At 68.7% G+C, this 24,051-nt stretch carries 22 protein-coding genes; 8 read left to right on the forward strand and 14 right to left on the reverse strand.

Annotated elements, in window-relative coordinates; translation table 11 throughout:
- Positions 1 to 177: 177 nt before the first annotated feature.
- The 3 genes from guaA to QFZ52_RS11250 form a co-directional block, all read right to left on the reverse strand.
- A complete protein-coding gene (guaA, locus tag QFZ52_RS11240) occupies positions 178 to 1,725 on the reverse strand; it encodes a glutamine-hydrolyzing GMP synthase (RefSeq protein WP_370959580.1) in 1,548 nt (515 codons plus the stop codon).
- A gap of 229 nt (positions 1,726 to 1,954) precedes the next feature.
- Entirely contained in the window at positions 1,955 to 2,440 is a 486-nt protein-coding gene (locus QFZ52_RS11245) for a DUF3817 domain-containing protein (RefSeq protein WP_307497702.1), read from the reverse strand.
- Positions 2,437 to 3,282: an SURF1 family protein gene (locus tag QFZ52_RS11250; protein ID WP_307497703.1), complete on the reverse strand. Its 846-nt coding sequence runs from the start codon at positions 3,280 to 3,282 to the stop codon at positions 2,437 to 2,439. The genes QFZ52_RS11245 and QFZ52_RS11250 overlap by 4 nt, the downstream gene beginning before the upstream one ends.
- Positions 3,283 to 3,492: 210 nt before the next feature.
- Between QFZ52_RS11250 and QFZ52_RS11255 the strand changes: the two genes are divergently transcribed.
- Positions 3,493 to 5,214, forward strand: coding sequence for an ABC transporter ATP-binding protein (locus QFZ52_RS11255; protein ID WP_307497704.1), 1,722 nt, complete (start codon positions 3,493 to 3,495; stop codon positions 5,212 to 5,214).
- A 55-nt stretch (positions 5,215 to 5,269) separates the two neighbouring features.
- Positions 5,270 to 7,039, forward strand: coding sequence for an ABC transporter ATP-binding protein (locus tag QFZ52_RS11260; RefSeq protein WP_373425712.1), 1,770 nt, complete (start codon positions 5,270 to 5,272; stop codon positions 7,037 to 7,039).
- 112 nt (positions 7,040 to 7,151) lie between these two features.
- Here QFZ52_RS11260 and QFZ52_RS11265 read toward each other — a convergent pair whose 3' ends face one another.
- Positions 7,152 to 7,640, reverse strand: coding sequence for a PTS sugar transporter subunit IIA (locus QFZ52_RS11265; RefSeq protein ID WP_307497706.1), 489 nt, complete (start codon positions 7,638 to 7,640; stop codon positions 7,152 to 7,154).
- Between the two features lie 85 nt (positions 7,641 to 7,725).
- Complete coding sequence (locus QFZ52_RS11270) at positions 7,726 to 9,462, reverse strand: glycerol-3-phosphate dehydrogenase/oxidase (protein ID WP_307497707.1); 1,737 nt, start codon at positions 9,460 to 9,462, stop codon at positions 7,726 to 7,728.
- A gap of 138 nt (positions 9,463 to 9,600) precedes the next feature.
- On the opposite strand from QFZ52_RS11270, the gene QFZ52_RS11275 reads away from it, so the two are divergent.
- On the forward strand, positions 9,601 to 10,086 hold the full coding sequence (locus QFZ52_RS11275; protein WP_307497708.1) for an SRPBCC family protein: 486 nt from the start codon (positions 9,601 to 9,603) through the stop codon (positions 10,084 to 10,086).
- A gap of 85 nt (positions 10,087 to 10,171) precedes the next feature.
- Positions 10,172 to 10,675, forward strand: a complete 504-nt coding sequence (locus tag QFZ52_RS11280) for a hypothetical protein (protein ID WP_307497709.1) — start codon at positions 10,172 to 10,174, stop codon at positions 10,673 to 10,675.
- A gap of 195 nt (positions 10,676 to 10,870) precedes the next feature.
- Here the strand turns inward: QFZ52_RS11280 and QFZ52_RS11285 are convergent, their stop codons facing one another.
- The 4 genes from QFZ52_RS11285 to QFZ52_RS11300 form a co-directional block, all read right to left on the reverse strand.
- Complete coding sequence (locus QFZ52_RS11285; RefSeq protein WP_307497710.1) at positions 10,871 to 11,254, reverse strand: excalibur calcium-binding domain-containing protein; 384 nt, start codon at positions 11,252 to 11,254, stop codon at positions 10,871 to 10,873.
- A gap of 705 nt (positions 11,255 to 11,959) precedes the next feature.
- Positions 11,960 to 13,090 (reverse strand): GuaB3 family IMP dehydrogenase-related protein, encoded by a 1,131-nt coding sequence (locus QFZ52_RS11290; RefSeq protein WP_307497711.1) that lies wholly within the window; start codon positions 13,088 to 13,090, stop codon positions 11,960 to 11,962.
- Positions 13,091 to 13,135: 45 nt separating this feature from the next.
- A complete protein-coding gene (locus tag QFZ52_RS11295) occupies positions 13,136 to 13,936 on the reverse strand; it encodes a family 1 encapsulin nanocompartment shell protein (protein ID WP_107003797.1) in 801 nt (266 codons plus the stop codon).
- 26 nt (positions 13,937 to 13,962) lie between these two features.
- A complete protein-coding gene (locus QFZ52_RS11300; RefSeq protein ID WP_307497712.1) occupies positions 13,963 to 15,102 on the reverse strand; it encodes a Dyp-type peroxidase in 1,140 nt (379 codons plus the stop codon).
- A 251-nt stretch (positions 15,103 to 15,353) separates the two neighbouring features.
- On the opposite strand from QFZ52_RS11300, the gene QFZ52_RS11305 reads away from it, so the two are divergent.
- Together QFZ52_RS11305 and QFZ52_RS11310 are read left to right on the forward strand one after the other, a co-directional pair.
- On the forward strand, positions 15,354 to 15,485 hold the full coding sequence (locus QFZ52_RS11305; protein WP_307497713.1) for a hypothetical protein: 132 nt from the start codon (positions 15,354 to 15,356) through the stop codon (positions 15,483 to 15,485).
- A complete protein-coding gene (locus QFZ52_RS11310; protein ID WP_307497714.1) occupies positions 15,485 to 16,132 on the forward strand; it encodes a hypothetical protein in 648 nt (215 codons plus the stop codon). Before QFZ52_RS11305 ends, QFZ52_RS11310 begins: the two co-directional genes overlap by 1 nt.
- A gap of 112 nt (positions 16,133 to 16,244) precedes the next feature.
- Here the strand turns inward: QFZ52_RS11310 and QFZ52_RS11315 are convergent, their stop codons facing one another.
- Positions 16,245 to 17,720 carry an MFS transporter gene (locus QFZ52_RS11315; RefSeq protein ID WP_307497715.1) on the reverse strand — a complete coding sequence of 492 codons (1,476 nt, stop codon included), beginning with the start codon at positions 17,718 to 17,720 and terminating at the stop codon, positions 16,245 to 16,247.
- Positions 17,721 to 17,804: 84 nt separating this feature from the next.
- On the opposite strand from QFZ52_RS11315, the gene QFZ52_RS11320 reads away from it, so the two are divergent.
- Positions 17,805 to 18,194 carry a MarR family winged helix-turn-helix transcriptional regulator gene (locus tag QFZ52_RS11320; RefSeq protein ID WP_307497716.1) on the forward strand — a complete coding sequence of 130 codons (390 nt, stop codon included), beginning with the start codon at positions 17,805 to 17,807 and terminating at the stop codon, positions 18,192 to 18,194.
- 38 nt (positions 18,195 to 18,232) lie between these two features.
- Here QFZ52_RS11320 and QFZ52_RS11325 read toward each other — a convergent pair whose 3' ends face one another.
- From QFZ52_RS11325 to QFZ52_RS11335, 3 genes are read right to left on the reverse strand one after another with little or no spacing between them, the layout of a single operon-like run.
- The gene (locus tag QFZ52_RS11325; protein ID WP_307497717.1) at positions 18,233 to 19,051 is read right to left on the reverse strand and encodes an ABC transporter ATP-binding protein; all 819 of its coding nucleotides are present in this window, start codon (positions 19,049 to 19,051) and stop codon (positions 18,233 to 18,235) included.
- A complete protein-coding gene (locus QFZ52_RS11330) occupies positions 19,048 to 20,154 on the reverse strand; it encodes a FecCD family ABC transporter permease (RefSeq protein ID WP_307497718.1) in 1,107 nt (368 codons plus the stop codon). Before QFZ52_RS11330 ends, QFZ52_RS11325 begins: the two co-directional genes overlap by 4 nt.
- Complete coding sequence (locus QFZ52_RS11335; protein ID WP_307497719.1) at positions 20,151 to 21,191, reverse strand: FecCD family ABC transporter permease; 1,041 nt, start codon at positions 21,189 to 21,191, stop codon at positions 20,151 to 20,153. The genes QFZ52_RS11330 and QFZ52_RS11335 overlap by 4 nt, the downstream gene beginning before the upstream one ends.
- Before the next feature lie 150 nt (positions 21,192 to 21,341).
- Between QFZ52_RS11335 and QFZ52_RS11340 the strand changes: the two genes are divergently transcribed.
- The gene (locus tag QFZ52_RS11340; protein WP_307497720.1) at positions 21,342 to 22,352 is read left to right on the forward strand and encodes an ABC transporter substrate-binding protein; all 1,011 of its coding nucleotides are present in this window, start codon (positions 21,342 to 21,344) and stop codon (positions 22,350 to 22,352) included.
- A gap of 106 nt (positions 22,353 to 22,458) precedes the next feature.
- Here QFZ52_RS11340 and guaB read toward each other — a convergent pair whose 3' ends face one another.
- Positions 22,459 to 23,970 carry an IMP dehydrogenase gene (gene guaB, locus QFZ52_RS11345; protein WP_307497721.1) on the reverse strand — a complete coding sequence of 504 codons (1,512 nt, stop codon included), beginning with the start codon at positions 23,968 to 23,970 and terminating at the stop codon, positions 22,459 to 22,461.
- Between the last annotated feature and the right edge of the window lie 81 nt (positions 23,971 to 24,051).

Consider the following 24,051-nt stretch of genomic DNA (forward strand, 5'->3'; position numbering starts at 1 on the left):
GGCTGCACTGGCGCGTGAGGCTTTAGACCAGATAGGCATACCTTCGAGGGTATCCGCCTCGGAGCGCCACCGGGGCTTGCAACGCCCACGACTTGCCAAAGTCCAGCGGAATTCCGGGGAAAAAGCCGTGACCGGCCCGCAGAAGCGGACCGGTCACGGATCAACTGCCGGGTGGGATCACTCCCACTCGATGGTTCCCGGCGGCTTGCTGGTCACGTCCAGCACCACGCGGTTCACGCCATCCACCTCGTTGGTGATGCGGTTGGAAATGCGGGCGAGCAGGTCGTATGGCAGGCGCGACCAGTCGGCCGTCATGGCATCCTCGCTGGACACGGGACGCAGGACGATCGGGTGACCGTAGCTGCGGCCGTCGCCCTGAACACCCACGCTGCGCACATCGGCGAGCAGCACGACGGGCATCTGCCACACTTCGTTGTCCAGGCCGGCAGCGGTCAGCTCGGCGCGGGCGATCGCGTCGGCCTTGCGCAGCAGATCCAGGCGCTCGGCGGTGATCTCACCGACGATGCGGATGCCCAGACCCGGGCCCGGGAACGGCTGGCGTCCCACGATCTCGGCCGGAAGGCCCAGCTGGGCGCCGACCGCACGGACCTCGTCCTTGAACAGCGTGCGCAGGGGCTCCACCAGCTCGAACTGGAGATCCTCCGGCAGGCCGCCCACGTTGTGGTGGCTCTTGATGTTGGCCGTGCCCTCGCCGCCACCGGATTCGACGACGTCCGGGTACAGGGTGCCCTGGACCAGGAACTTGATGCTCTCGCCGTCGGCAGCCGCCTCGGCGATGATCGCGCGCTCAGCCTCTTCGAACGCGCGGATGAACTCGCGGCCGATGATCTTGCGCTTGGTCTCGGGATCGCTGACCCCTGCCAGAGCGTTCAGGAAGCGCTCCTGCTCATTGGCGACATAGAGGTTGGCGCCGGTGGCGGCGACGAAGTCGCGCTCCACCTGCTCGGCCTCGCCTTCACGCAGCAGGCCGTGGTTCACGAACACACAGGTCAGCTGGTCGCCCACGGCGCGCTGCACCAGGGCTGCGGCCACGGCGGAATCAACACCGCCGGACAGACCACAGATCACGCGGGCGTCGCCCACCTGCTCGCGGATGCGCTCCACCTGGTCCTCGACGATGTTGCCGGTGGTCCAGTTGGCGTCCAGGCCTGCGCCCTTGTAGAGGAAGTTCTCCAGGATCTTCTGGCCGCTCTCGGAGTGCTTGACCTCGGGGTGCCACTGCACGCCGTACAGGCACTTCTCCTCGTTGGCGAAAGCCGCCACCGGGGCGCCTGCCGTGGTGGCGAGGACCTCGAACCCTTCGGGAGCGCGGTGCACCGAGTCGCCGTGGCTCATCCACGAACGGTGGTCGGTCACGCCTTCCAGCAGCGAATGGGGCTCACCGATGAGGGTGGTCTCCGTGGAGCCGTACTCGCGGAGACCGGTCTGAGCGACCTCTCCGCCGAGGGCGCGGGCCATGGCCTGGAAGCCGTAGCAGATGCCGAGGACGGGGACGCCGGCCTCGAAAAGGTCCGCACCGACGTTCGGGGCACCTTCGGCGTAAACGCTGGAGGGACCACCCGAAAGGATGATGGCGGCGGGGTTCTTGGCCAGAAGTTGTTCGGTGCTGAGCGTGTGCGGAACGATCTCCGAATACACGTTCGCCTCACGCACGCGGCGGGCGATCAGCTGCGCGTACTGTGCACCGTAGTCAACCACCAGCACGGGGCGCTGAGAAGTCTGAGCTGCGGGGGAATTGGTCACCCCTCAAGGATACGGTCCCGCGGCCCTCCCCCGCACACCGGACCGGCTCCGAGTAGTGCGGCTCACAACCGGGGCCGTCACAGCGGCGGCGCGTGGCCGCCGTCGCGCGCGGAGTCCAGACACACGACGACGCCGGGCGGCTGCTCAGCGCGACCGCCCGGCGTCGTCATGACCTGGTGAAACGGACCGCTCAGTAGCGGCTGGCGCCCTGGGGGTTCGCCGCGAGTTCGGACTCCACCTCCGCGTGGGTCTTCTTCTCGACGATGAAGGAGAGGAACGGCACCACGCCGCCGAGGGCCAGGACCACGAGCTTGCCGAACGGCCAGCGCATGAGGCTCCAGAGACGGAAGTTGGAGATCAGGTACAGCACGTACATCCAGCCGTGCACGATCAGCACGATGATGGAGAGGTTCGCCCCACCGACGACGCCGGCCGGATCGGCACTGGCCAGCCCGAAGACGTGCGGCTGACCCGTCACGGCGTTGGTGCCACCGGCGAAGAGGAACTGCCCGAAGCCGTACCGCAGGATGAGCTCGACGCAGAGCAGCAGCAGGAACGAGCCCGTGGCGTAGGCCAGGACCTTGTAGAACTTGAGCGCGGAACGGATCTGCTGCTCCGTCCCTCCGAAACGCCGCGGACGGGGCGCGGGGGTGCCTGCGGGCTTGGGGTCGATCATTCGCTGCTCCTGTGGTCATCGGGGGTGTTCTGCGAAGCGGACTGATGGCGGGCGAACAGCGCCGCGTCCTCTTCGGCTTCGAGCTGCCGCTGGTAGTCGTCCTTCACCAGGCGCCACCAGATGAAGAGGGCGAATCCTGCGAAGACCACCCACTCCACGGCGTAGAAGATGTTGAGCCAGTTCACGCCCTGCTCGGGGGGCGCCGCCTTCAGGCGCAGCGGCTTGAGGTCCGCATCGTCACGGGCGCCGACATCCTGGCCAGCGCTCTTCTCCTGGCTGGCGCCGACGAAGCCCTGATAGCTCGACACGTCCCAGACGTTGATGAGTTCCGCCACGGACAGATTGGAATAGCTGCTCTGCGGGAGATTCTGAGTCACCGTGGGGGCTTCGGAGGGAACCAGCCGCCCCGTGAGGGCGATCTGACCCTGAGGCGCCCGGGGCGCCTGATCCTCGGACGCGATCCATCCGCGGGCCACGGGGATCCACGTGACAGGAGTGGCTTTCGCCCCGGCGAGGCGCGGGGCGCCGTCGACAGCGAATGCCGTGACCACCCAGAACCCACTCCTGCCGTCCAGCAGGCGGTCCTTGACCAGCACCTGGCGCGACGGGTCGTAGTGCCCGGTCAGCGTGACCATCTGATCCGCCACGGACGAGGGGAAGAAGCTGCCCGGTTTGAGCACCTCGCTGAGGGGCCGCGGGGACTCCAGAGCACTGTCCGGGGTCTGCTCCTGTTCGGTGGAACGCCCGAACTGCCATTGACTGAGGAGCACGAAAACCGTGGACACCAGCAGCGCGAAGAGCAATCCGGCGATCCAACGCGGCTTGAGGGCAGTTTTCAGCACCGTTCCACCGTACTGTCTGAACCTCGGAATTCCCCAAAAGCCTCCCCTCGCCCACTCGACTCCCACGGAGTCCATGCAGGCCCTCGAGACCGGGCCGGCACCCGTAACAGAATGGCCTTCCACCAGCCAGAACGCTTTATTCCAGAATTTCCCGAAAGAAATCTTTCACATGAACTTCCCTGTGACTCAGGCCTCATTTAGGCTGGCGCTGTGCGAGAGTACCCTTACCCCCGTCCTGACGAGCCTTTCGGTCTCTCCCCCAGTCGATTCCTGCTCTGGCTGGGTCGCCTTCAGCTGCCCACCCTCATCGGCGGGTTCTTCTTCGGCATCATCTGGATGCTGTCACAAGCCTTCGCACCGTTTGTGATCGGCAAGGCCCTGGACCTCGGCGTGGTCGCTCAGGACTTCAACGCGCTGCTGTTCTGGACGGCCATCTTCCTGTGCCTTGCGGCGATCCAGGCGGCCACCACCACCATCCGGCACCGCCTCGCGGTGAGCAACTGGCTGCAGGCCACGCTGACCACCAAGGAACTCATCGGGGTGAAGGTCTCGCGCGGCGGCGAATCCGTGGGACGCGCCGTGCCGACCGGCGAGATCGTGACGGTCGCGTCCAACGACGCCCCGCGTATCGGACAGCTCTTCGACGTGACGGCCCGGCTCTCCGGCTCGATCGTCTCCTACCTCGTGGTCTCCGCGCTCGTGGCGGGCATCCACCTGCCGCTCGGCATCGCCGTCCTGATCGGAGTGCCCGCGCTCGGCGCACTCCTGGTCTTCGTGGTCAAGCCGTTCCAGAAGCGCCAGCAGGCCCAGCGCGAGGCGACCGGCAAGATGACCTCCGTGGGTGCGGACACGGTCGCGGGCCTCCGGGTGCTGCGCGGCATCGGCGGTGAGCGGATCTTCGTCAACCGGTACCGCGAGCGCTCCCAGCACGCGCGTCAGCAGGGCATCGAGGTGGCGAAGTCAGTCGCGACCCTGGAAGCCTCGCAGCTGCTCATCGGCGGCGCCTTCAGTGTGTTCTTCACTTTCACGGGCGCGGCACTCGCCCTGGACGGCACCATCACCCCGGGACAGCTCATGTCCCTGTACGGCTTCTCGGTGTTCCTCGTCGCTCCGATCAGGACGGGGTCCGAGGCCCTCAACGTGGGCATCCGCGGCGTGGTGGGATCGCGCAAGGTCAGCAAGCTCCTGGGGGCGCTGCCTCTCGTGAGCGACGGCGGGACGTCGGCGCCGCCGTCGTCCTCCCCGCTGGAGGACGGCGAGAGCGGCGTGACGGTCCCGCCGCAGGGGCTCACCGCGCTGGTCTGCTCGGATCCCGGCCGCTCGGCCGCGGTGGCGAAGCGTCTGGGCCGCTTCGAGGACGCCGCCTCCCGCAACGTCCTCTGGGGCGACCTGCCCCTCGAGGCCTACCCGCTCGCGGACATCCGCCGGCGGATCGTGTTCAGCCAGGCGGAGGCCCAGCTGTTCACGGGCAGCCTCCGCAGCGCGCTGGACCCGCAGGGCCGTCACAGCGATCAGCGCATCCTGCAGGCGCTGGAAGCCGCCGCGGGTCTGGACATCCTGGACGCGCTCGAGGAAGGCCTGGACCACGAGGTGGACGAGAAGGGCCGCAGCTTCTCCGGCGGGCAGCGCCAGCGGCTCTCCCTCGCCCGGGCGCTGCTGAGTGAGCCCGAGTTCCTGTTGCTCGTGGAGCCCACGAGCGCGGTGGACGCTCACACCGAGGCGCGGATCGCGGAGGGGCTCTCCGAGTCCCGCGGTTCGCTCACTGGTCACGGCGGCTCCGCGACGCTGGTGACCACCGCGAGTCCGTTGCTGCTGCATGCGATGGACCGCGTCATCTTCCTTCCCGAAACCGGCGAACCGCTGACCGGCACCCATGCCGAATTGCTGGAACGCTGTCCCGAGTACCGAATGGTCGTGATTCGCAGTGAGTAACACGGTGGAGTCCTTCGAGGAACCTCTGCTGGAGGAGAACGAGGCGCGCCAGAGCCTGCCCGAGGCAGCAGCGGCCCTCCCCCGCCCCGGCAACCGCCTGCCCATCGCCGCGTCCGCCCAGGTGCGTGCGGAGGCATGGCGGCTGCTCCGGCGCAACCGGCGCGGCCTGGTCGGCGTGATGGTGTTCTACGCGGCCGCCGCGATCATGGGCCTGGTGGGGCCGTTCATCATCGGGCGGCTGGTCGACACCGTCACGACGGGAACCACCATGTCCACCGTGACCGCTCTGAGTGTGACCCTCCTGGGATCGGTGGTGGCGCAGGCACTGCTGCAGCGGCTCGCCTCCTACCGTTCGATGGTCCTCGGCGAGAAGGTGTTCGCTGACCTCCGCGAGGAGTTCATGGGCGACGTCACCTCGCTGCCCCTTTCCACCGTGGAACGCGCCGGCACGGGCGATCTGCTCTCCCGCACGACCAACGACGTCGAAGCGCTCTCCCACGCGGTGCGCTTCGGGGTGCCCCGGCTCCTGGTCGCCGTCGTCACCGTGACGCTGACGCTGGCCGCAGCGCTCGTGGTGTCCCCGCTGCTCGGCCTCGGACTGCTGGTCAGCGCGCCGTTCATCATCCCGGTCACCCGCTGGTACCTCAAGCGCTCGGGCCCCGGCTACCAGCGCGAGCACGCGGCGTACGGCACCATCGATGGGACCATCTCCGAGGCGGCGGACGGCGCCCTCACGGTGGACGCTCTCAGCCTCGGACCCCAGCGGATCCACCGCACCCGGGCCGCGATCCGTGAGGCCTTCGAAGCGGAGAAGTACACGCTGTGGCTCCGCTCGATGCTGTTCCCGGTGACCGAGCTGGCCCTGTGGCTGCCGGCCGTGCTGGTGGTCCTCTGGGGCGGGTGGCTGGTCTCCGTCGGCGCCGTGTCCGCGGGGTCCGTGGCCGCCGTCGCGCTGTATGCCGTGGCCCTCGTGGAACCGGTGAACACCCTCATCATGTGGCTCGATGAACTGCAGTTCGGCGCCGCCTCACTCGCGAGGATCGTGGGCGTCAAGGAGGTTCCCGCGGACCGTGAGGTGAGCGGCGAGACCCCCGACGGCAGCCGGATCTCGGTCCGCGGGGCGACCTTCGCGTACCGGGCGGGGCGGAACGTCCTGCACGGGGTGGATCTGGAACTGGTGCCCGGCGAGCGGCTCGCCATGGTGGGTCCGTCGGGCGCCGGCAAGTCGACGCTCGGCCGCCTGATCGCCGGCATCAACCCGCCGTCGTCCGGAGCAGTCACCGTCGGCGGAGTGCCGCTCGTGGACCTGCCGGTGGAGGAGCTCCGTCGCGAGGTGGCCCTCGTGACGCAGGAACACCACGTGTTCGTGGGTACCCTGGCGGACAATCTGCGCCTCGGCAAGGAGGAGGCGAGCGACGCCGAGCTGCTCGCCGCCCTGGACGATGTGGGAGCCGCGCCGTGGTTCTCCGCGCTCAAGGACGGCCTGGAGACGGAGCTGGGCTCGGGAGGTCACGCGCTGACCCCGTCGCAGGCCCAGGAGCTCGCCCTGGCCCGTCTGGTGCTGGCCGACCCTCACACGCTCGTGCTCGATGAGGCGACCAGCCTCATCGATCCGCAAGCGGCACGGAGTGTGGAACGCTCCCTCGGGGCCGTGCTGAGCGGCCGCACCGTGGTGGCGATCGCGCACCGCCTGCACACAGCCCACGACGCCGACCGGGTCGCCGTCGTGGAGGACGGCCGGATCACCGAACTCGGCAGTCACGACGAACTGCTGGCGCTCGACGGTTCCTATGCCGCCCTGTGGCGGTCATGGCGCAGCGAGTGACGCATCCCTGCTGAAACAGACATTCCCCGGCGCCGAAGCGCCGGGGAATGTCCGTTTGAGGGGGTGGCTCCGACCGAGACGGGCCAGTGGACCGCTCAGTGGCCGGGGAACCTCAGTGATCGAAGAACACCAGCGAAGTGTTGATCAGCTCGGCGATGACTTCGGGATCGTGAGCCCGGCGGAGGGACTCACGGTAGCTCTCCTTGGACAGCGAGCGCGCCAGCGTCGCGAGCACTTCGAGGTGCTCCGAGAACGACTGGGCCGGGGTGGCGATCAGCAGGATCAGATTGGCCGGTCCGTCCGCGGCGCCGAAGTCGAGCGAGTGCCCGTACCTGGTGACGCCGACGGCGATCGACGGCTGGGTGACGAATTCGCTGCGGGCATGCGGGAGCCCGATGCCGCCCGGCAGACCGGTCGCCATCTGGTGCTCACGGGAGTTGACGCTCTCGAGGAAGCCTTCCAGATTGGACACTCGCCCGGCCGTGAAGAGCCGCTGCGCGAGCTGCGCCGCGGCGTCCTCCCGGTCCGTGGCTTCCATTTCCAGGATCACCATGCTGGGCAGGGTGAGCTCAGCGTCATAACGGTTAAGATCCTCAGCCACGGGGGCGTCCTTTCAGTCAACGGTCGATGGTGGCGGGCCCGCATCGCTGCGGGTCACCACCGGACGGCGCCTCCAGGCGTCGTCCTCAGCGGAGCGGAATGATGTCGTCCACGCCGATCCGCGCCGCATCGGCGGACTCGTCGTCCGGTTGCTCCTGCGACAGGCGTTCGGCCTCCACCCGGGCCAGGTAGTGCTTGATCTCGCTCTCCTCCTGGACGGGGCTCCAGCCGAGCACCTCGCCCATGAGGCGGGCCACCACGGGCACCGCCGAGACTCCACGGTCCCAGGACTCGATGGAGATCCTGGTCCTGCGCGTGAGGACATCATGCACATGACGAGCGCCCTCGTGGGTAGTCGCAAAGACCACTTCGGCACCCAGATAATCATCCGCTCCCGGCAACGGTTCCGCCAACTCGGGCCGTTCCCGGATCAGGTCCAGGAGCTCCTGGGTCTCCGAACCGTAGCGATTCAGGAGATGCTCCACCCGGGCCACATGCACGCCCGCTTCCTCCGCACTGCGATGACGGCGGTTCCAGGCGGCCTTGTAGCCTTCGGCTCCGAGGAGCGGGATGCCCTCGGTGCAGCTCGGGGCGACCCGGTCGTCGAGGCCACGCACCGCCTCGTCCACGGCGTCCTTGGCCATCACGCGGTACGTGGTCAGCTTGCCGCCGGCCACCACCACGAGGCCCGGCACCGGATGGGCCACGACGTGTTCCCGGGAGAGCTTCGCCGTCGAGTCGTTCTCACCGGCCAGGAGCGGACGGAGCCCGGCGTACACGCCCTCCACGTCCTCCCTGGTCAGAGGGCGCTTGAGCACCTTGTTGACGTGCTCCAGGACGTAGTCGATGTCCTTGCTGGAGGCCGCCGGATGGGCCTTGTCCAGCTTCCAGTCGGTGTCCGTGGTGCCGATGATCCAGTGGCGGCCCCACGGGATGACGAACAGGACGCTCTTCTCGGTGCGGAGGATCAGTCCGACCGTCGACTGGAACCGGTCCCGGGGAACCACCAGGTGGATGCCCTTGGACGCGCGGACCTTGAGCTGACCACGGTCGGTGACCAGGGCCTGCGTCTCATCCGTCCACACACCGGTGGCGTTCACGACCTGCTTGGCGGCGACGTCGAACGTGCTGCCGTCCTCCATGTTCTCCAGGCGCGCGCCCACCACGCGCTCGCCCTCGCGGAGGAATTCGACCACTTTCATGCGGTTGACGGCGTGAGCGCCATAGCCGGCGGCGGTGCGGATGATGTTCACCACCAGGCGAGCGTCGTCCACCTGGGCGTCGTAGTAACGGATGGAGCCCACCATGGCGTCATCCTTGAGACTCGGAGCCGCCTTGAGCGTGCCGCGCCGCGTGAGGTGCTTGTGCATGGGGACGCCGCGGGCGTTGCCGCTGGTCATGCCGAGCGTGTCATAGAGGAGGATGCCGGCGCCGACATACGGGCGCTCGACGAACCTCTTGGACAGCGGGTACAGGAACGGCACGGGCCGGACCAGGTGCGGCGCGATGCGCTGGATCAGCAGACCGCGTTCCTGCAAAGCTTCCGTGACGAGAGCGAAGTCCAGCATCTCGAGGTAGCGGAGACCGCCGTGGATGAGCTTCGACGAGCGGGAACTAGTGCCGGAGGCCCAGTCACGCTGCTCGACGATGCCGACCTTGAGACCGCGGGTGACGGCGTCGAGGGCGGCGCCGGCCCCGACCACACCACCGCCCACGATCAGGATGTCGAGTTCCTGACCCGGCTCCGTGGTCTTCTTGAGTGCCTCGATGGACAACTCGCGCTGTTCCGGACCGAGGACCTTGCTGCTGGCATTCTGGCTCATGGAAGACTCCCGATATGCGTGGCTAAGACTTGGTTCCACCCTAGTCTTTCGGGGGCTCCTTGGGCAGGGGCGAAAGCGGTCCGTTCGACACCGCTCGCCGCGAGCCGCGGTCCTGCCTCCTGAGGTTAGATTGGCACCATGCCATGGTTCAGATCGAAGACGAACGGCCCTTCCGACGTGCCGTCGCTGTTCACCGTCCGGAATTCACGGGCGATCGCCGCGGACCCTCCCGCCGTCTGGAACCTGATCCGTCCGGCGGAGAAGGCGCGGCTCCTGAATCCGGACATCGTCCGGACCTTCTCGGCCCCCGCCCAGCCCGAGGTCGGCGGAGCGATCGAGTGTTTCCTCGCCGTGGTCGACGGCGAGGAGCAGCTCAGCGCCATCGTCGTTGTCGAGGAGGTGGAAAACCGTCTGGCGGTCGTCCGGGGCTGGGGCAGCCACGATCCGCTGTCCCGACAGGAATATCATCTGGCGCCTTCGGGCGAAGGGACGGAGCTGACACTCATCTCCTTCTTCAGCCATGGCCCTGACGCCCCGGTCAGCCTCGAGAAGTATCAGGCCGGACATCACGTGTGGAACGAGGAGTACCTGACGGCCGTCGAGCGGTACTTCACCCGGGTCTGATGTTCCCGGGCCCCGGGGCGTCTACTTTCCGGTTCGCTGTGGCATCCGGTTCGCCGCGGCATCCGGGAGTGGATACGCTGGCCCCATGCCGTGGTGGACCTCAGGACCAGACCGTGACGCCGGAAAGCACCGCGTCGTGGAGATGCGCGACAGCGCCGAGATCTTCGCTCCCGTCGAACTGATCTGGGGCCTGCTCCGGCCCGCCGAATATGCGCCGCTGCTGGTTCCCGGAGCCGTTCGCGGGTATGCGGATCCGCCGGCGGAGGGTGTCGGCGAAGTCCGCCACCTGGTGGCCAAGCGTGCGGGGAAGGAGTTCCACGCCGCGGTCGAGATCCTCGAAGAAGTCCCGTTCCGGAAGATCGTGGCCCGCAGCTGGGGTCAGAGCGGACCCGAGGAACGATTCGAACTCCGCCTCGAACCGACGGAGAAGGGCGCCCTGGTGGAGCGGATCTGCACTCATCACCCCCGCAAGTGGTCCCTGGTCCCCGCGAGCGCGTGCCGGAAGCAGCACGCGCAATGGCATCGGCGGGAGTTCGTCCGGATCCAGGAATTGCTCGACGGCGGCTGGACGCCCGGAGCGAGCACCTGAAACCCGGCTGAGTTCGCTATCGGGGGTCTGAGTCCGCTACATGTTGTAGCGGACTCAGACCCCCGATAGCGTTCTCAGCGGCAGGGCACGGCGGGGTGACGATCTCAGCTCACCCAGCCCGAAACAGCCCCGAACACGACGACGGCGCGGCCCCCATCCGGGGGCCGCGCCGTCGTCGTCGCTGGAGGGAGCCCTCTATTCGCAGCCGACTCCGTCGCCGTCGCGGTCCAGTTTCGGGCTGTATCCCGGCTGACCGATATGAATCGGAGCCGCACCTGCCGCCCTCACCGCAGCACAGTTGGCGTAGTACACCGAGCCCGGATCCGGGGCTGCGGGAGCCACCGGTGCGGGCGGGTTCTGGGGTGCTTCCGGCACGAACCGGCGAGGCGTCTGCTCCGCCGGCGCCTGGGGTTTCTGCGCCTCAGCGGCGGCCTGCTGGGCCGCTGCTGCAGCCTTCTGCAGCTCTGCCGCCGCAGCTTTCTGCCGGGCCGCCTCCTGGGCCTTCTTGCGCGCAGCCTCTGCCACGGCCTTCGCCTTGGCGACATCCGCCTGAGTCTGACGCACCTGGGCGGCTGTCATCCACAGTGCTTTGCCGGCCTTGTCTTTGAAACACAGAAGCGCGGGCTCAACGGCAAGGTACTTTTCACCAGTTTTCGCGCACACTTCGCCGGACCGGTGAAGAGCCACGGTGATGGTCTCGGTGGCGGTCGGACAGGGCGCTGGGGCGTCATCGGTGGGTGCCGAGGTCGCCACCGTCGACGGTTCGACGCCCGCCGTGGCCGTGACTCTCACCGTGGGCTCCGGGCTGGGACATGTCTCCGTGGGCGAAGCAGACGATGATGCAGTCGGCGCACCACCGGCCCGCTGCACCGTGACGGAGCATCCCGTCAGCGCGAGAGCCGCTCCCACGACGAGAGCCGCCAGCCGCGCGGAACTCGCCGACTGCGGAAATGTCCGGCGATTGCTGACAGAAGAATTCATGATGACTCGATCCCCCCAGGAACGTGCGATATCCCTGGAACGTACTCCCTTGCCGGGAATTCCCGAAATTCCGCCAGTCACCACTCCGTCACGAACGGCCGGCACGCCGGAGATCGGCCCTTCACCGCGAGCGTGAGCTGAACTCGCTATTCCGAGGTTGACCTCGCTGCGTCCGACAGCGAGCTCAGACCTTGGGTAGCGATCTCGGCGCACCCGGCAGGGAACAGCCCCGAAGACGACGACGGCGCGGTCCCCATCCGGGGGCCGCGCCGTCGTCGTGTGGAGCAGCGGGTGCGGGGCGGCTCAGTGCCGCGGGCGCACCACGACATCCACGCGCTGGAACTCCTTGAGGTCCGAGTAGCCCGTGGTCGCCATGGACCGGCGCAGGGCGCCGATCAGGTTGGAGGTGCCGTCGGTGTGGTGGCCCGGCCCGAAGAGGACCTCCTCCATCGGCCCGACGGTGCCCATCTGGACGCGGTCGCCGCGCGGGATCTCCGGGTGGTGTGCCTCGGCGCCCCAGTGCCAGCCCTTGCCCGGGGCCTCTTCGGCGCGTGCCAGAGCGGAGCCGAGCATGACGGCGTCGGCGCCCATGGCGATGGCCTTCACGATGTCGCCCGAGGTGCCCATCCCGCCGTCGGCGATCACGTGCACGTAACGACCGCCGGACTCATCAAGGTAGTCGCGACGTGCGGCGGCGACGTCCGAGATGGCCGAGGCCAGCGGCGAGTGGATGCCGAGAGCGCGGCGCGTCGTGGTGGTGGCGCCACCACCGAAGCCCACGAGGACGCCGGCCGCACCGGTGCGCATGAGGTGCAGCGCCGGGGTGTACCCGGCGGCGCCGCCCACGATCACCGGGACGTCCAGCTCGTAGATGAACTGCTTGAGATTGAGAGGCTCCGTGGTCTTGGAGACATGCTCGGCCGACACGGTGGTGCCGCGGATGACGAAGATGTCGACGCCGGCGGCCACGACGGTCTTGTAGAACTCCTGAGTGCGCTGCGGCGTGAGCGAACCCGCCACGGTGACACCGGCGGCACGGATCTCGGCAAGACGCTGCGTGATGAGCTCGGCCTGGATCGGAGCCTGGTAGATCTCCTGCAGGGTGCGGGTCACGAGCTCGCTCGGGGACTCCTGCTGCAGTTCTGCGATGCGGTCCAGCTGGGCCTGCGGGTCCTTAAAACGGGTCCAGAGACCTTCGAGGTCCAGCACGCCGAGGCCGCCGAGCTCGCCGAGGCGGATGGCCGTGGTCGGGGACATGACCGAGTCCATCGGAGCGGCGATCACCGGCATGTCGAACTTGTAGGCGTCGATCTGCCAGGACACGCTCACGTCCTGCGGGTCACGGGTCCGGCGGTTGGGGATGATCGCGATGTCATCGAGTCCATACGCACGGCGTCCGCGCTTCCCACGGCCAATCTCAATCTCGTAAGTCACGCGTCCAACTCTATCGTGAAGCGGGTTCCGGACGGATTGCGTCGCTCAGGCGAGGACGATCGCGGCCTCCGGCGTCGCCACGCGGAAGCTGAAGGTCTCCTGGAGATACAGCTCCACGCTCGCGGCGGAGTGGTCCGCATAGCCGACGGCCAGGTCCTCACCGCTCTCCAGGATGAAGTCCCCGCCGCGCAGGCTCAGCACCACGGAGGAGTTGATTCCCGGGGTCCACTGCACGGGACCCTCCAGGATGCGCTGCAGGTGCGTGAGGAGCGGCGAACCGCCCATGTCATTGCCGCCCGTCGCGTTCACCCAGGCGTCGTAGCCGAGGGCGAGCCCGTAGGGGCCGCCGATCCCGGAGTTCTTGAGCGCGGCCACCGCGGCGGCGACATGGACGGCGAGACGGCGGGGGTCATCACCCGTCTGGATCGGGGTGTGCGGAGAGGCCGCGGCGATGCCGGTCATGCCGAGTTCGTCCCAGCCGTCGAAGACCGCGGAGTTCTCGACTTCTGCGATCTTCCGGGCGGCAGCGTCCAGGGTCGCGAAGTCCACGTCCACGGCCCCGCGCGTGGCGGCGTCGAGCTCTTCGCGGGACATCGAGAAGCCGGCCCGGACCTCGGCGAGCGGCAGCACCTTACGCGGCCGGGCGATCACACCCTCCGCCGGCGCGGACACGACCGGACCGACCCGGCCCGTCGACGTCGCGGAGTGCTGCCAGCCCAGAGGGCCGGCGAAGTCGACCAGACGACGGGCGCCCAGGGCCGCGGACAGCCGGGTCTTCGCCTCGTCGTCGATCATCGCCCAGGTGTCCCGGGTGATGGGAGCGTGTTCGCGCAGCAGGTGATTCATGGCTGGTCCTTTCGACGGGCGGGCGTTCAGGGGCGATCAGGAAGTGGGACGTTCCGGAGGGAACCGATCCCCAGGGAACCGGCGGCAGGTGCGGTCGCCGGGGCGGGAGCGGCCGCCTCCGGCGCGACGACGGCGGGCTCCGCCACCGCGGGCACGTCCTCCTCGGCGGGCGGCGCCGGAGCTTCCGCGGCAGCGGCGGTATCGCCCAGGCCGGCGAGCATCTCGGCGGTGGGGACGAAGAACGTGGTGCCGGTCTCCGCCGTCGAGAAGTCCAGCAGCCGGTCATGCAGTCCGGGAGGGTCGCCGATGAACATGCGTTCGAGCATCTTCTCGATCACCCAGAGGTGCCGGGAGTACCCGATGAAGTAGGTTCCGAAGGCGCCGGCGCCCGGAGTGCCGAACGGCATGTTGTCCCGCACGATGTCGTGCTCGCCGTTCTCATCCGTGATGGTGGCGAGGGTCTTGTGGGACTTCTGGCCGTGCACGGCATCGTCGAGTTCGACGTTGTCGGCCTTGGTGCGGCCGATGATCTTCTCCTGCTGCTCCGTGGTGAGGCCCTGCCAGGCGCTGATCGGGTGCAGGTACTTCTGGACCACCACGTAGCTGCCGCCGGCGAACTGAGGGTCCTCCTCTCCCACCAGGGCGGACTCAGGGAGGTCAGGGCCTACGGGATTGGCGGTGCCGTCGATGAAGCCGAGCAGATCACGGGCGTCGAAGTACCGGAATCCTGAGACCTCGTCCACGGTGCTCACGGACGTCCCGAGGGCGGCCAGCAGGAGGCGTTCGAATTCGAAGCAGAGGTCCTGGCGGTCCGAGCGGATATGGAAGAGCAGGTCACCCGGAGTCGAGACGGCGGTGTGGGTGCTGCCCACGATCTCGCGGAAGGGATGGAGTTCTGCGGGCCGGGGCAGGCCGGACAGTGGCGCCCAGACGCGATCCCCGATTCCGACGGTGCAGGACAGGCGGCCGTTCAGGTCACGGAATCCCACGGTCTTGACGAGGCCGTCCAGGTCCGAGAGGACGTCGCGGACGGTGTCCAGCGCGCCCGGATCGTCCGCGACGGACAGCACCAGGAAGACGGCGGAGCGGGTCAACGGACCGGACACGTTCTGGGTGATGGACCCCGCCGTGTAGCCGCCTCCCGGCGGCAGGCTGTGCGCCGTCACCGGCGTCCCTCGCTCTGCCGGACGGTCGTTGCGGAGAGGGGTTCGACAGCCGTGATCCACACCGTGAGTGACATGCCCTCACAGTAACAGCGTGCCTGGTCACGGCGGCACTGTTCTCGCCGGCGTCGAACGACCGGCGTCACGTTCGAAGACCACGCCGCACACCCGGCCACCGATGGGCGCCGGCGCCACGCTTTCCTAGACTGAGACCGGAGACACCGAGACGACGACGCACCCGAGAAAGGGGCCCGATGACCCCGCAGAACGACGATGCCCCCTCGTTCCCCGTGAACGGACACGAACCCGCGGCCGTGTCCGTGCCCACACCCGCGTCCTTGTCCGCCACGACCGGCAGCACGGACATTCCGGGAGCCGGCGTCTGATGGCCAGCGTGCATCCCGCCCCGCTGCCGCAGCCCTCCCATCCGCTGGACCACTGGCTGGATCCGGAGCTCGCCCGGGTCAGCCCGCCGAACGCGCCCTCCCGGCTCCGTCAGCTGGCCGATGCCCAGGGGACGCTGTCGGCGGCGTGGAGCAGTGCGATCGGCATGGGCCCCGTCCTCATCCTCGCCGGCGCCTTCATCACGGCCATGACGGGCGCCGTGGCAGCAGTGCTGGTGCCCGGCCTCCTGGGTGCGGTCCTGCTGGTCCTGGGGCTCGTCTTCTGGAAGCGGGTCCGTTCGGCGTTGCCCGACACCTCCCGCACGCTGATCTCCCGTGGGCCGGGCTCCGCGCGAGGAGGGCTGATCATGGCGGGGTTCCTCGCCGCAGTGCTGGGAGCGGTCCTCGCCGCGATCATCCCCGGCGCGGCGCCCCGCGGCCCCACCACCGTGACCGGCCTCGTCGGCGCCTATGTCCTCTTCGTCCTGCTGCTCGTCGCCTGCATCGTGGTCCCTTCGACCGTCCAGGGCCGCGCGCGGGAATCCTTCCGGAAGCGGGCCACCGCCGACCCGGAGCTCCGCTCCCTCCTGGAACAGGACTTGGCCACGTGGCGCGATCCCGTCGGCAACGCGAGCTACGGGCCTCTCTGAGCGCCCCCTCTCCCACGCGAAGTAACAGTTGATGCCCCCAAAACCGGGTTTTGGGGGCATCAACTGTTACTTCGCGGGTAAGACCGGCGCGGGTAAGACGGGCGCGCCTGGGTCAGACGCGCGACCGGCGGCGCTGCGGGAAGAGCGCGATGGCGAGACCGACCACCGCGATCACCATGCTGAGCACGAGGCCCGGGCGGAACTGGGCGAGCATCGCGGAGGCGTCATGGGTCGGGGAACCGCCGTGCGAGCCCGAGGTGACGATCGCCGTCGTCACGGCGAGGACGAGCGCCGCGCCCACCTGGGTGCTCGATTGGATGAGGCCTGCGGCGAGGCCCTGCTCGTCGTCGTGGATGCCCGCCGTCGCCTGCACGTTGATGGCCGGGAAACCGAGGGCGAAGCCGACGCCGAGCAGGAGGACCGACGGCAAGACGTCGACCACGTAGTTGATGTCCGGGCCGATGCGCAGGAACCAGGCGTACCCGGCCGTCAGGGCGGTCAGCCCGACCACGATCAGGCGGGTGGCGCCGAAGCGGTCGATGAGCTTGTCCGCGAACGGGGCGCTGCTGACCACCAGGAGTCCGGCGGGCAGGAGAGCCAGTGCCATCGAGAGCGGTGCCCAGCCGAGAACTGACTGCAGGAACAGCGTGACGATGAACTGGAAGCTCAGGTAGGAGCCGAAGAGCGCGACGGCGGCGAGGTTGGCGCGTGCCACCCAGCCCTCCCGGAGGATTCCGAAGCGGATGAGGGGGTGACGCGTGCGGGTCTCGATGAGTCCGAACAGCGCCAGGATCACGGCGGAGAGGACGAAACCACCGATGGTGAACGGCGAGGTCCAGCCGGAATCGGGCGCCTGGACCACGGTGAACACGAGGCCGAGCATGCCGACGGCCAGCGTGAGGGCGCCCCAGATGTCGTGTCCGCCTTCGGCCGCAGGACGGTCACGCGGGATGAACCGCAGGGCCATGAGCAGGACCACCGCTGCGACCGGGACAGAGACCAGGAAGGTCCAGCGCCAGCTCAGTTCGGTCATGAAGCCGCCCACCACGAGGCCCAGCGAATAGCCACTGGCGCCGAAGGTCGCGTAGATGGAGATCGCCTTGTTGCGGGCGGGGCCCTCGACGAAGTTGGTGGTGATGATCGAGAAACCGGCCGGGGCCGTGAACGCGGCGGCCAGTCCCTTGATGAAACGGGTGGCGATCAGCAGGGTGGGGTCGCTGACCAGGCCGCCCAGCAGGGAGGCGAGGCCGAAGACGCTCAGGGCCACCAGGAACACCCGGCGGCGGCCGAGGAGGTCCGCCATGCGGCCGCCGAGCAGCAGCAGGGCGCCGTAGCCGAGGACGTAGGCCGAGACGATCCACTGGAGGGAGCCGGTTCCGAGTCCGAGTTCCTGGCCGATGGAGGGAAGGGCGACGCCCACCATGGAGACGTCGAGGCCGTCGAGGGCGAGAACGATGCAAAGGGTCACGAGGAGCAGCCAGGTGCGGCGGCTCCAGAGAAGGTCGGAGACAGCCAGGCCGGATGCCGGGGAGGTCCGGGGGCCGGCCCCTGTCACGGGGGCTGCGGTCAGTGTGCTTCCTGAATCCATGGCAACAACTTATATGACACATCATCGAATGACAAGGAAAATGTTTCCGTGGAAAAATATTCCGTCATGGACTAAAATGGCGACATGTCAACTACAGACGCCACGGCCCTCGTGGAGCAATGGCGCTCCGTGCAGAGCTGCTATCTCAAGACCTCCAACACCTTGGACCGCGAGCTGGCCTCGCACTTCGGGATCGGGCTCAACGACTTCGAGACCCTGGACCTCCTCGCCGAATACGGGGACGCCGAGTGCCGGATGAAGGACCTCACCCAGGTCTCCCCCATGACACAGAGCGCCCTGAGCAAGATCGTCGACCGGCTCGAGAAGGCCGGCTATGTCCACCGCTCGGCATGCAGCGAGGACCGGCGCTCGCTCGTGGTCGGGCTCACCGACGCCGGGGTCCGCATGCATGAGGACGCCGCGAAGATCCACCGCGAGGTCCTGCAGAGCGCACTCTCCACGACGGAGTCCTGAGCCGGCGGTCTCAGACCGGGAGTGTCAGACCGGGAGTGTCAGGCCGCCCCGAGACGCGAGGCGTCGTCCGCGCCGGCGCCGAGTGGGATGACATGCGGCCGACCTTCGGATGGCTCCGACACCACCTGCGCCCGCAATCCGAAGACGGACCACAGCAGTTCCGGTGTGACGACGTCCACCGGCTCGCCCTGCGCCTCAACGCGGCCGCCCCTGAGGGCGACGATGCGGTCCGAGTACCGTGCGGCCAGCGAGATGTCGTGCAGCACCATGACCACGGTCCGGCCCAGTTCGCGGTTGAGCCGCCGCACGAGTTCCAGCACCTCCACCTGATGCGCCAGGTCCAGGTAGGTGGTCGGTTCGTCGAGCAGGAGGATGTCGCTCTCCTGAGCCAGCGCCAAGGAGATCCAGGCACGCTGCCGCTGTCCGCCCGAGAGATCGTCGAGCGCCATGTCCGCCAGATCCGTGATGTCGGTGGCCGCGAGGGCCGCAGCCACGGCCGCCTCATCCCCCGCCGAGAACTGCTGATACCACTTCTGCCGGGGATGACGGCCGCGTGTGACGAGCTCGGTGACGGTGAGCCCTGAAGGCGCCTGCGGTGTCTGCGGCAGGACCGCCACGCGCCGGGCGAGCTCCCGCTGCGAGAACGACAGGACGTCGCGGCCCTCCAGGAGCACCCGTCCGGCGGTGGGCTTCAGCAGCCGGGAAAGGCCCTTGAGCAGCGTCGACTTGCCGCAGCCGTTCGGCCCGATGATGGTGGTGACGCTCCCCTGCTCGAACTGCAGGCTCAGCTCCTCCACCACGGTCCGTCCCTCGAAACCCAGGCTCAGCCGCTCGGCGGCCAGGATGGAGTGGGTCATGAGGTCCTCCTCTGTGAGCGGAGCACCAGGGCGATGAGCACCGGGGCGCCGAGAACGGTCGTGAGCACGCCCACCGGGAGGGTATGCGGAAGCAGGAAGCCGGCCACCAGATCGGCGACGACGACGAACGCGGCCCCCAGGAGCGCGGTCACTCCCAGCGGGGGCACCACGGCGCCGGTCACGTGGCGTGCGGCGAGCGGGCAGACGAGCGCCACGAACGCCACGGGCCCGGCAAGAACCGTGCCCGCGGCGGCCAGCAGCACGGCCAGCAGCAGGAGAGCGGGGCGGGTGACGCGCAGCGGCAGCCCGAGGCTCCGTGCCGTGTTGTCGTCGAAGGACCCCAGCAGGAGCCAGCGGCCTGCCATGGCGCTGAGCAGGAGCAACGGAAGTGCGACGGCGACGACCGGGATCACCGCGTCCCAGTCCCGGCCGTTGAGCGAGCCACTCATCCACGTCAGGGCCTGAGCCGCATTGCTCACGTCCCCCAGCGTCAGCATCCAGGTCACCAGGCTCGTGGCGACGGCCGTGGCACCCAGACCGACCAGCACCATCCGGTTGCTGTCCAGAAGGTCCTGACTGCGGCGGAATGCCAGGAGGAACACGGCCCCCCCGAAGAGCACGGCCCCGGCGGCGGCCGCGAGCGGCAGACCCAATGCCGCAGCCACGCCGCTCAGTCCACCGGCCCCGCCACCGGCGAGCACCAGGACGGAAACCGCGCCCAGGGAAGCTCCGGAGGTCACGCCGAGGATTTCGGGCGTCGCCAGCGGATTGCGCGCAACATTCTGCGTGAGCGCGCCGGACACGGCCAGGCAGGCGCCCGCCAGGGCCCCGGCGACGGTCCGCGGCAGCCGGAACTCCTGCACCTGCAGAGTGAGACGCGGTGGCGTCCCGGCCGGGGTGGTCAAGCCGCGGAGGACGTCGCCCAGCGACAGCGGCCGGCCCGCGAACATGAGGTGGGCGAGCACCGCGAGGAGCAGGACGGCCACGGCGAGCAGCCCCACCAGAAGCACACGCGGCCGGAGGACGAAGGAGGCCCGGCCTGCCCGGAGCACCTGGGGACGCAGGCGAGGGCGAGTGCGAGCCGAGGTCGCCGCGGCGCTCACAGGGACATCAGCTTCCGCCGACGGGCCAGGTGAATGAAGAAGGGTCCGCCGATCACGGCGAGGAGGACGCCCACGGGGAGTTCACCGGGCCGCGCCACGACACGCCCCGCCGTATCGGCGAGAAGCAGCACCGCGGCGCCGAGCACGGCGCTGCAGGGGACCTGCCAGCGGTAGTCGAGCCCCACGAGACGACGGGCCAGGTGCGGTACCAGAAGTCCCGCGAAGGCGATGGGCCCCGCCAGAGTCACGGCGACGGCAGCCAGCACCGCGATCGCCGCCACTCCCACGGTCCGGGAGCGCCTGACGTCGACGCCGAGGGAGGCAGCTGTCTCCTCCCCCAGAGCCAGGGCATTGAGCGAACCGATGTTCAGGGCCGCGAGCAGCAAACCGACCACGAGGAACGGCAACACCCCGGGGATCATGCCTCCCCGCACGGCGATCGAGCCGAGCTGCCAGAAGCGCAAGGTGTCCAGAGCGGCGTCACTGCTCAGCACGATGACGGAGACCAGCCCGCCGGCGAGCGCCGTGACGGCGGCACCGGCGAGGACGAGCGTCACAGTCGTGACGCCGTGCCGGCTGGCCGATCCGACAGCGAACACGAGAGCACTTGCTGCGACGGCTCCCACGAACGCCAGCACGGCCTGCGGACCGGAGGCTTCCAGCGCGGCGCCGCCGAGCAGGGAGCCGGTGACGATGGCGAGCGCGGCGCCGGAGTAGATTCCGAGGAGTCCGGGGTCTGCGATGGGGTTCCGGGTGTGGGCTTGAGTCAGGCAGCCCGCGATGCCCAGGCACGCGCCGACCACCAGACCGTTGAGGGTTCGGGGCCAGCGCAGCTCTCTGATGGCCACATCCGCCACGGAGCCGTCGGGGGTCGCCAGCGCGTGCCAGACGTCCGCGAGGCTCGATTCGAGCCCGCCGATCAGCACACTGCCCAGCAGCGCGGCGAGCAGCAGCACGACCGCGGCGCCCAGGCCCCGGGTGGGCGCGCGCCGTCGTCGTCCCTCCGCGAGTGGCACGCGGGGAAGCACAGCAGTCACAGCAGACCCCCAAGGGTAATACGCAAGGAAAATTGCACGTAATCGATGCGTGCCGCTACAGTCTAGCAACATGGCTAAAGCAAGCCTTGCCTTAGTCCGGGCGTGCGCGCTCCGGCCGCCCGTCCCCCACCTCAGTAAGTGAAAGCACTCATGATCCGCACCCGATTCACCCGCGCGGCCTTCGGCGCCGCCGCTGCCACCGCCCTTCTGGCCCTCACCGCCTGCGGCGGCTCCACGAGCGCGGCCCCCTCTCCGTCCTCCGCCGGCGACGGGCAGTTCCCCAAGACCATCGAGCACGCCATGGGCAAGACCACCCTGGAGGGCAAGCCGCTGCGGGTCGCCACCCTCGACGCGAGCTACACGGATGCCGCGCTCGCTCTCGGGGCCGAAGTGGCCGCCTACACGACGTACCGCAAGGGCGACGAGAGCTTCCCGTCCTACCTGGGCGACGTCTCCGCGCTGACCAAGAACGCCGTCAACGTCGGAGCCCTGGCCGAGCCGAGCCTGGACAAGATCCTGGAGGCGCAGCCCGATCTCATCGTCTCCGCCAAGGTCCGCCACGAAGCCCTCTACGGTCAGCTGTCCAAGATCGCGCCGACCATCTTCTCCAAGTCCACCGGCCCCACGTGGAAGCAGAACATCGTGATGCTCGGCGACGCGCTCGGCAAGAAGAGCCTCGCGGACCAGCTCATCAAGGAGTACCAGGACCGGGCCAAGAAGGTCGGTGCGGCCATCCTGTCCAAGAAGCCGGGGCTGACGTACTCCTACGTCCGTTTCGCGGGTGAGGACACGGCCCGCCTGTACTCCAGCACGTCCTTCCTGGGCGAGATCATGAAGGATGCGGGCATTCCCCGCCCCGCCGGGCAGCCGGACTCTCAGGACAAGATCATGGTGGAGCTCGGCCAGGAGAAGATCACCCAGGCTGACGCCGGACTCATCATCACCTCCGCCTTCGGTCAGGACACCGCGGTAGGCGCCAAGTCCCGCGCTCAGATGGACAAGTTCCTGAGCAACCCCCTGTGGAAGTCGCTCAAGGGCCAGGTCCTGAAGGCCGATGACCGCGTCTTCGCCACTTCCGTGAGCCTGCAGGGTGCCCACGGTGTGCTCACCAAGCTCGCGGAGACCTTCGGCGTGGACCCGCAGCTGCCCGCGAAGAAGTAGCCCGGCAGCCCTCGCAGGGGAACGACGACGGCGGCGGGTCACCTTCACAGGTGACCCGCCGCCGTCGTCGTTCAGCGAGAGGTGCCGCTGAGCGCGGCACGGGAACTCAGCGCGAGGTGTAGTTCGGCGCCTCGACCGTCATCTGGATGTCGTGCGGGTGGCTCTCCTTGAGGCCCGCCGGGGTGATGCGGACGAACTTGCCGCGGGCCTTGAGCTCCGCGATGTTCGGGGAACCCACGTAGAACATGGTCTGGCGGAGGCCGCCCACGAGCTGGTAGGCCACGGACGACAGCGGACCGCGGTACGCGACGCGGCCTTCGATGCCTTCGGGGATCAGCTTGTCGTCACCGGAGACGTCCGCCTGGAAGTAGCGGTCCTTCGAGTACGAGGTGTTCTTGCCACGGCTCTGCATGGCGCCCAGGGAGCCCATGCCGCGGTAGCTCTTGTACTGCTTGCCGTTGACGAAGATCAGGTCGCCCGGGGACTCGGCGCAGCCGGCCAGGAGCGAACCGAGCATGACCGTGTCGGCGCCGGCGACCAGGGCCTTGCCGATGTCTCCCGAGTACTGCAGACCGCCGTCGGCGATCAGCGGGACGCCGGCCGGGATGGCTGCCTTGGCGGATTCGTAGATGGCGGTGATCTGCGGGACGCCCACACCGGCCACCACGCGGGTGGTGCAGATGGAGCCCGGGCCCACGCCGACCTTGATGCCGTCGGCGCCGGCGTCGATCAGGGCCTGCGCTCCCTCGCGGGTGGCGGCCTGACCGCCGATGATGTCCACATGCGCGGCCGACTTCTCGGCCTTCAGGCGGGAGATCATGTCCAGCACGCCCTGCGAGTGGCCGTTGGCGGTGTCGACGAACAGCGCGTCGACGCCGGCCTCGACCAGGGTCATGGCGCGCTCCCAGCCGTCTCCGAAGAAGCCGATGGCGGCGCCCACGCGGAGGCGGCCCTCCTCGTCCTTGGTGGCCAGCGGGTACTGCTCGGCCTTGGTGAAGTCCTTGGTGGTGATGAGGCCTTGGAGACGGCCGTCGGCATCCACGAGGGGGAGCTTCTCGATCTTGTTCTTCGCCAGGAGGTCGGAGGCCTCGTCACGGCTGATGCCCACGCGGCCCGTGATGAGCGGCATCTTGGTCATGACGTCGCGCACCAGGCGGTTGGGGTATTCGCTCTCCGGGACGAAGCGGGTGTCGCGGTTGGTGATGATGCCGAGCAGGCGGTTGTCGGCGTCGACCACGGGGAGGCCGGAGACGCGGTAGCGCGCACAGAGCTGGTCCAGCTCCAGGAGCGTGGCGTCCGGGCCGATCACGAGCGGGTTCGTGATCATGCCGGATTCGCTGCGCTTCACGCGGTCCACGTGATCGGCCTGATCGGCGATGGACAGGTTGCGGTGGATGACGCCGAGGCCGCCCTGGCGCGCCATGGCGATGGCCATGCGGGACTCGGTCACGGTGTCCATCGCGGCGGAGAGCAGCGGGGTCTGCACGGTGATGCGCTTGGAGATGCGGGAGGAGGTGTCGGCGTCCGACGGGATGACGTCGGTGTGGCCGGGCAGGAGCAGGACGTCGTCGTAGGTGAGTCCTACGAAGCCGAACGGATCGTGTTCAGGGGTGGTCATGAGTGCGCCTCTTTCGGGGATACCGGGTGGGTGTGCAACAGATGACCAGCCAGTCATTACGGGTCTGGTCCGTGCGTAGTT

The organism is Arthrobacter woluwensis, from assembly GCF_030816155.1.
Lineage (GTDB): Bacteria > Actinomycetota > Actinomycetes > Actinomycetales > Micrococcaceae > Arthrobacter_E > Arthrobacter_E woluwensis_A.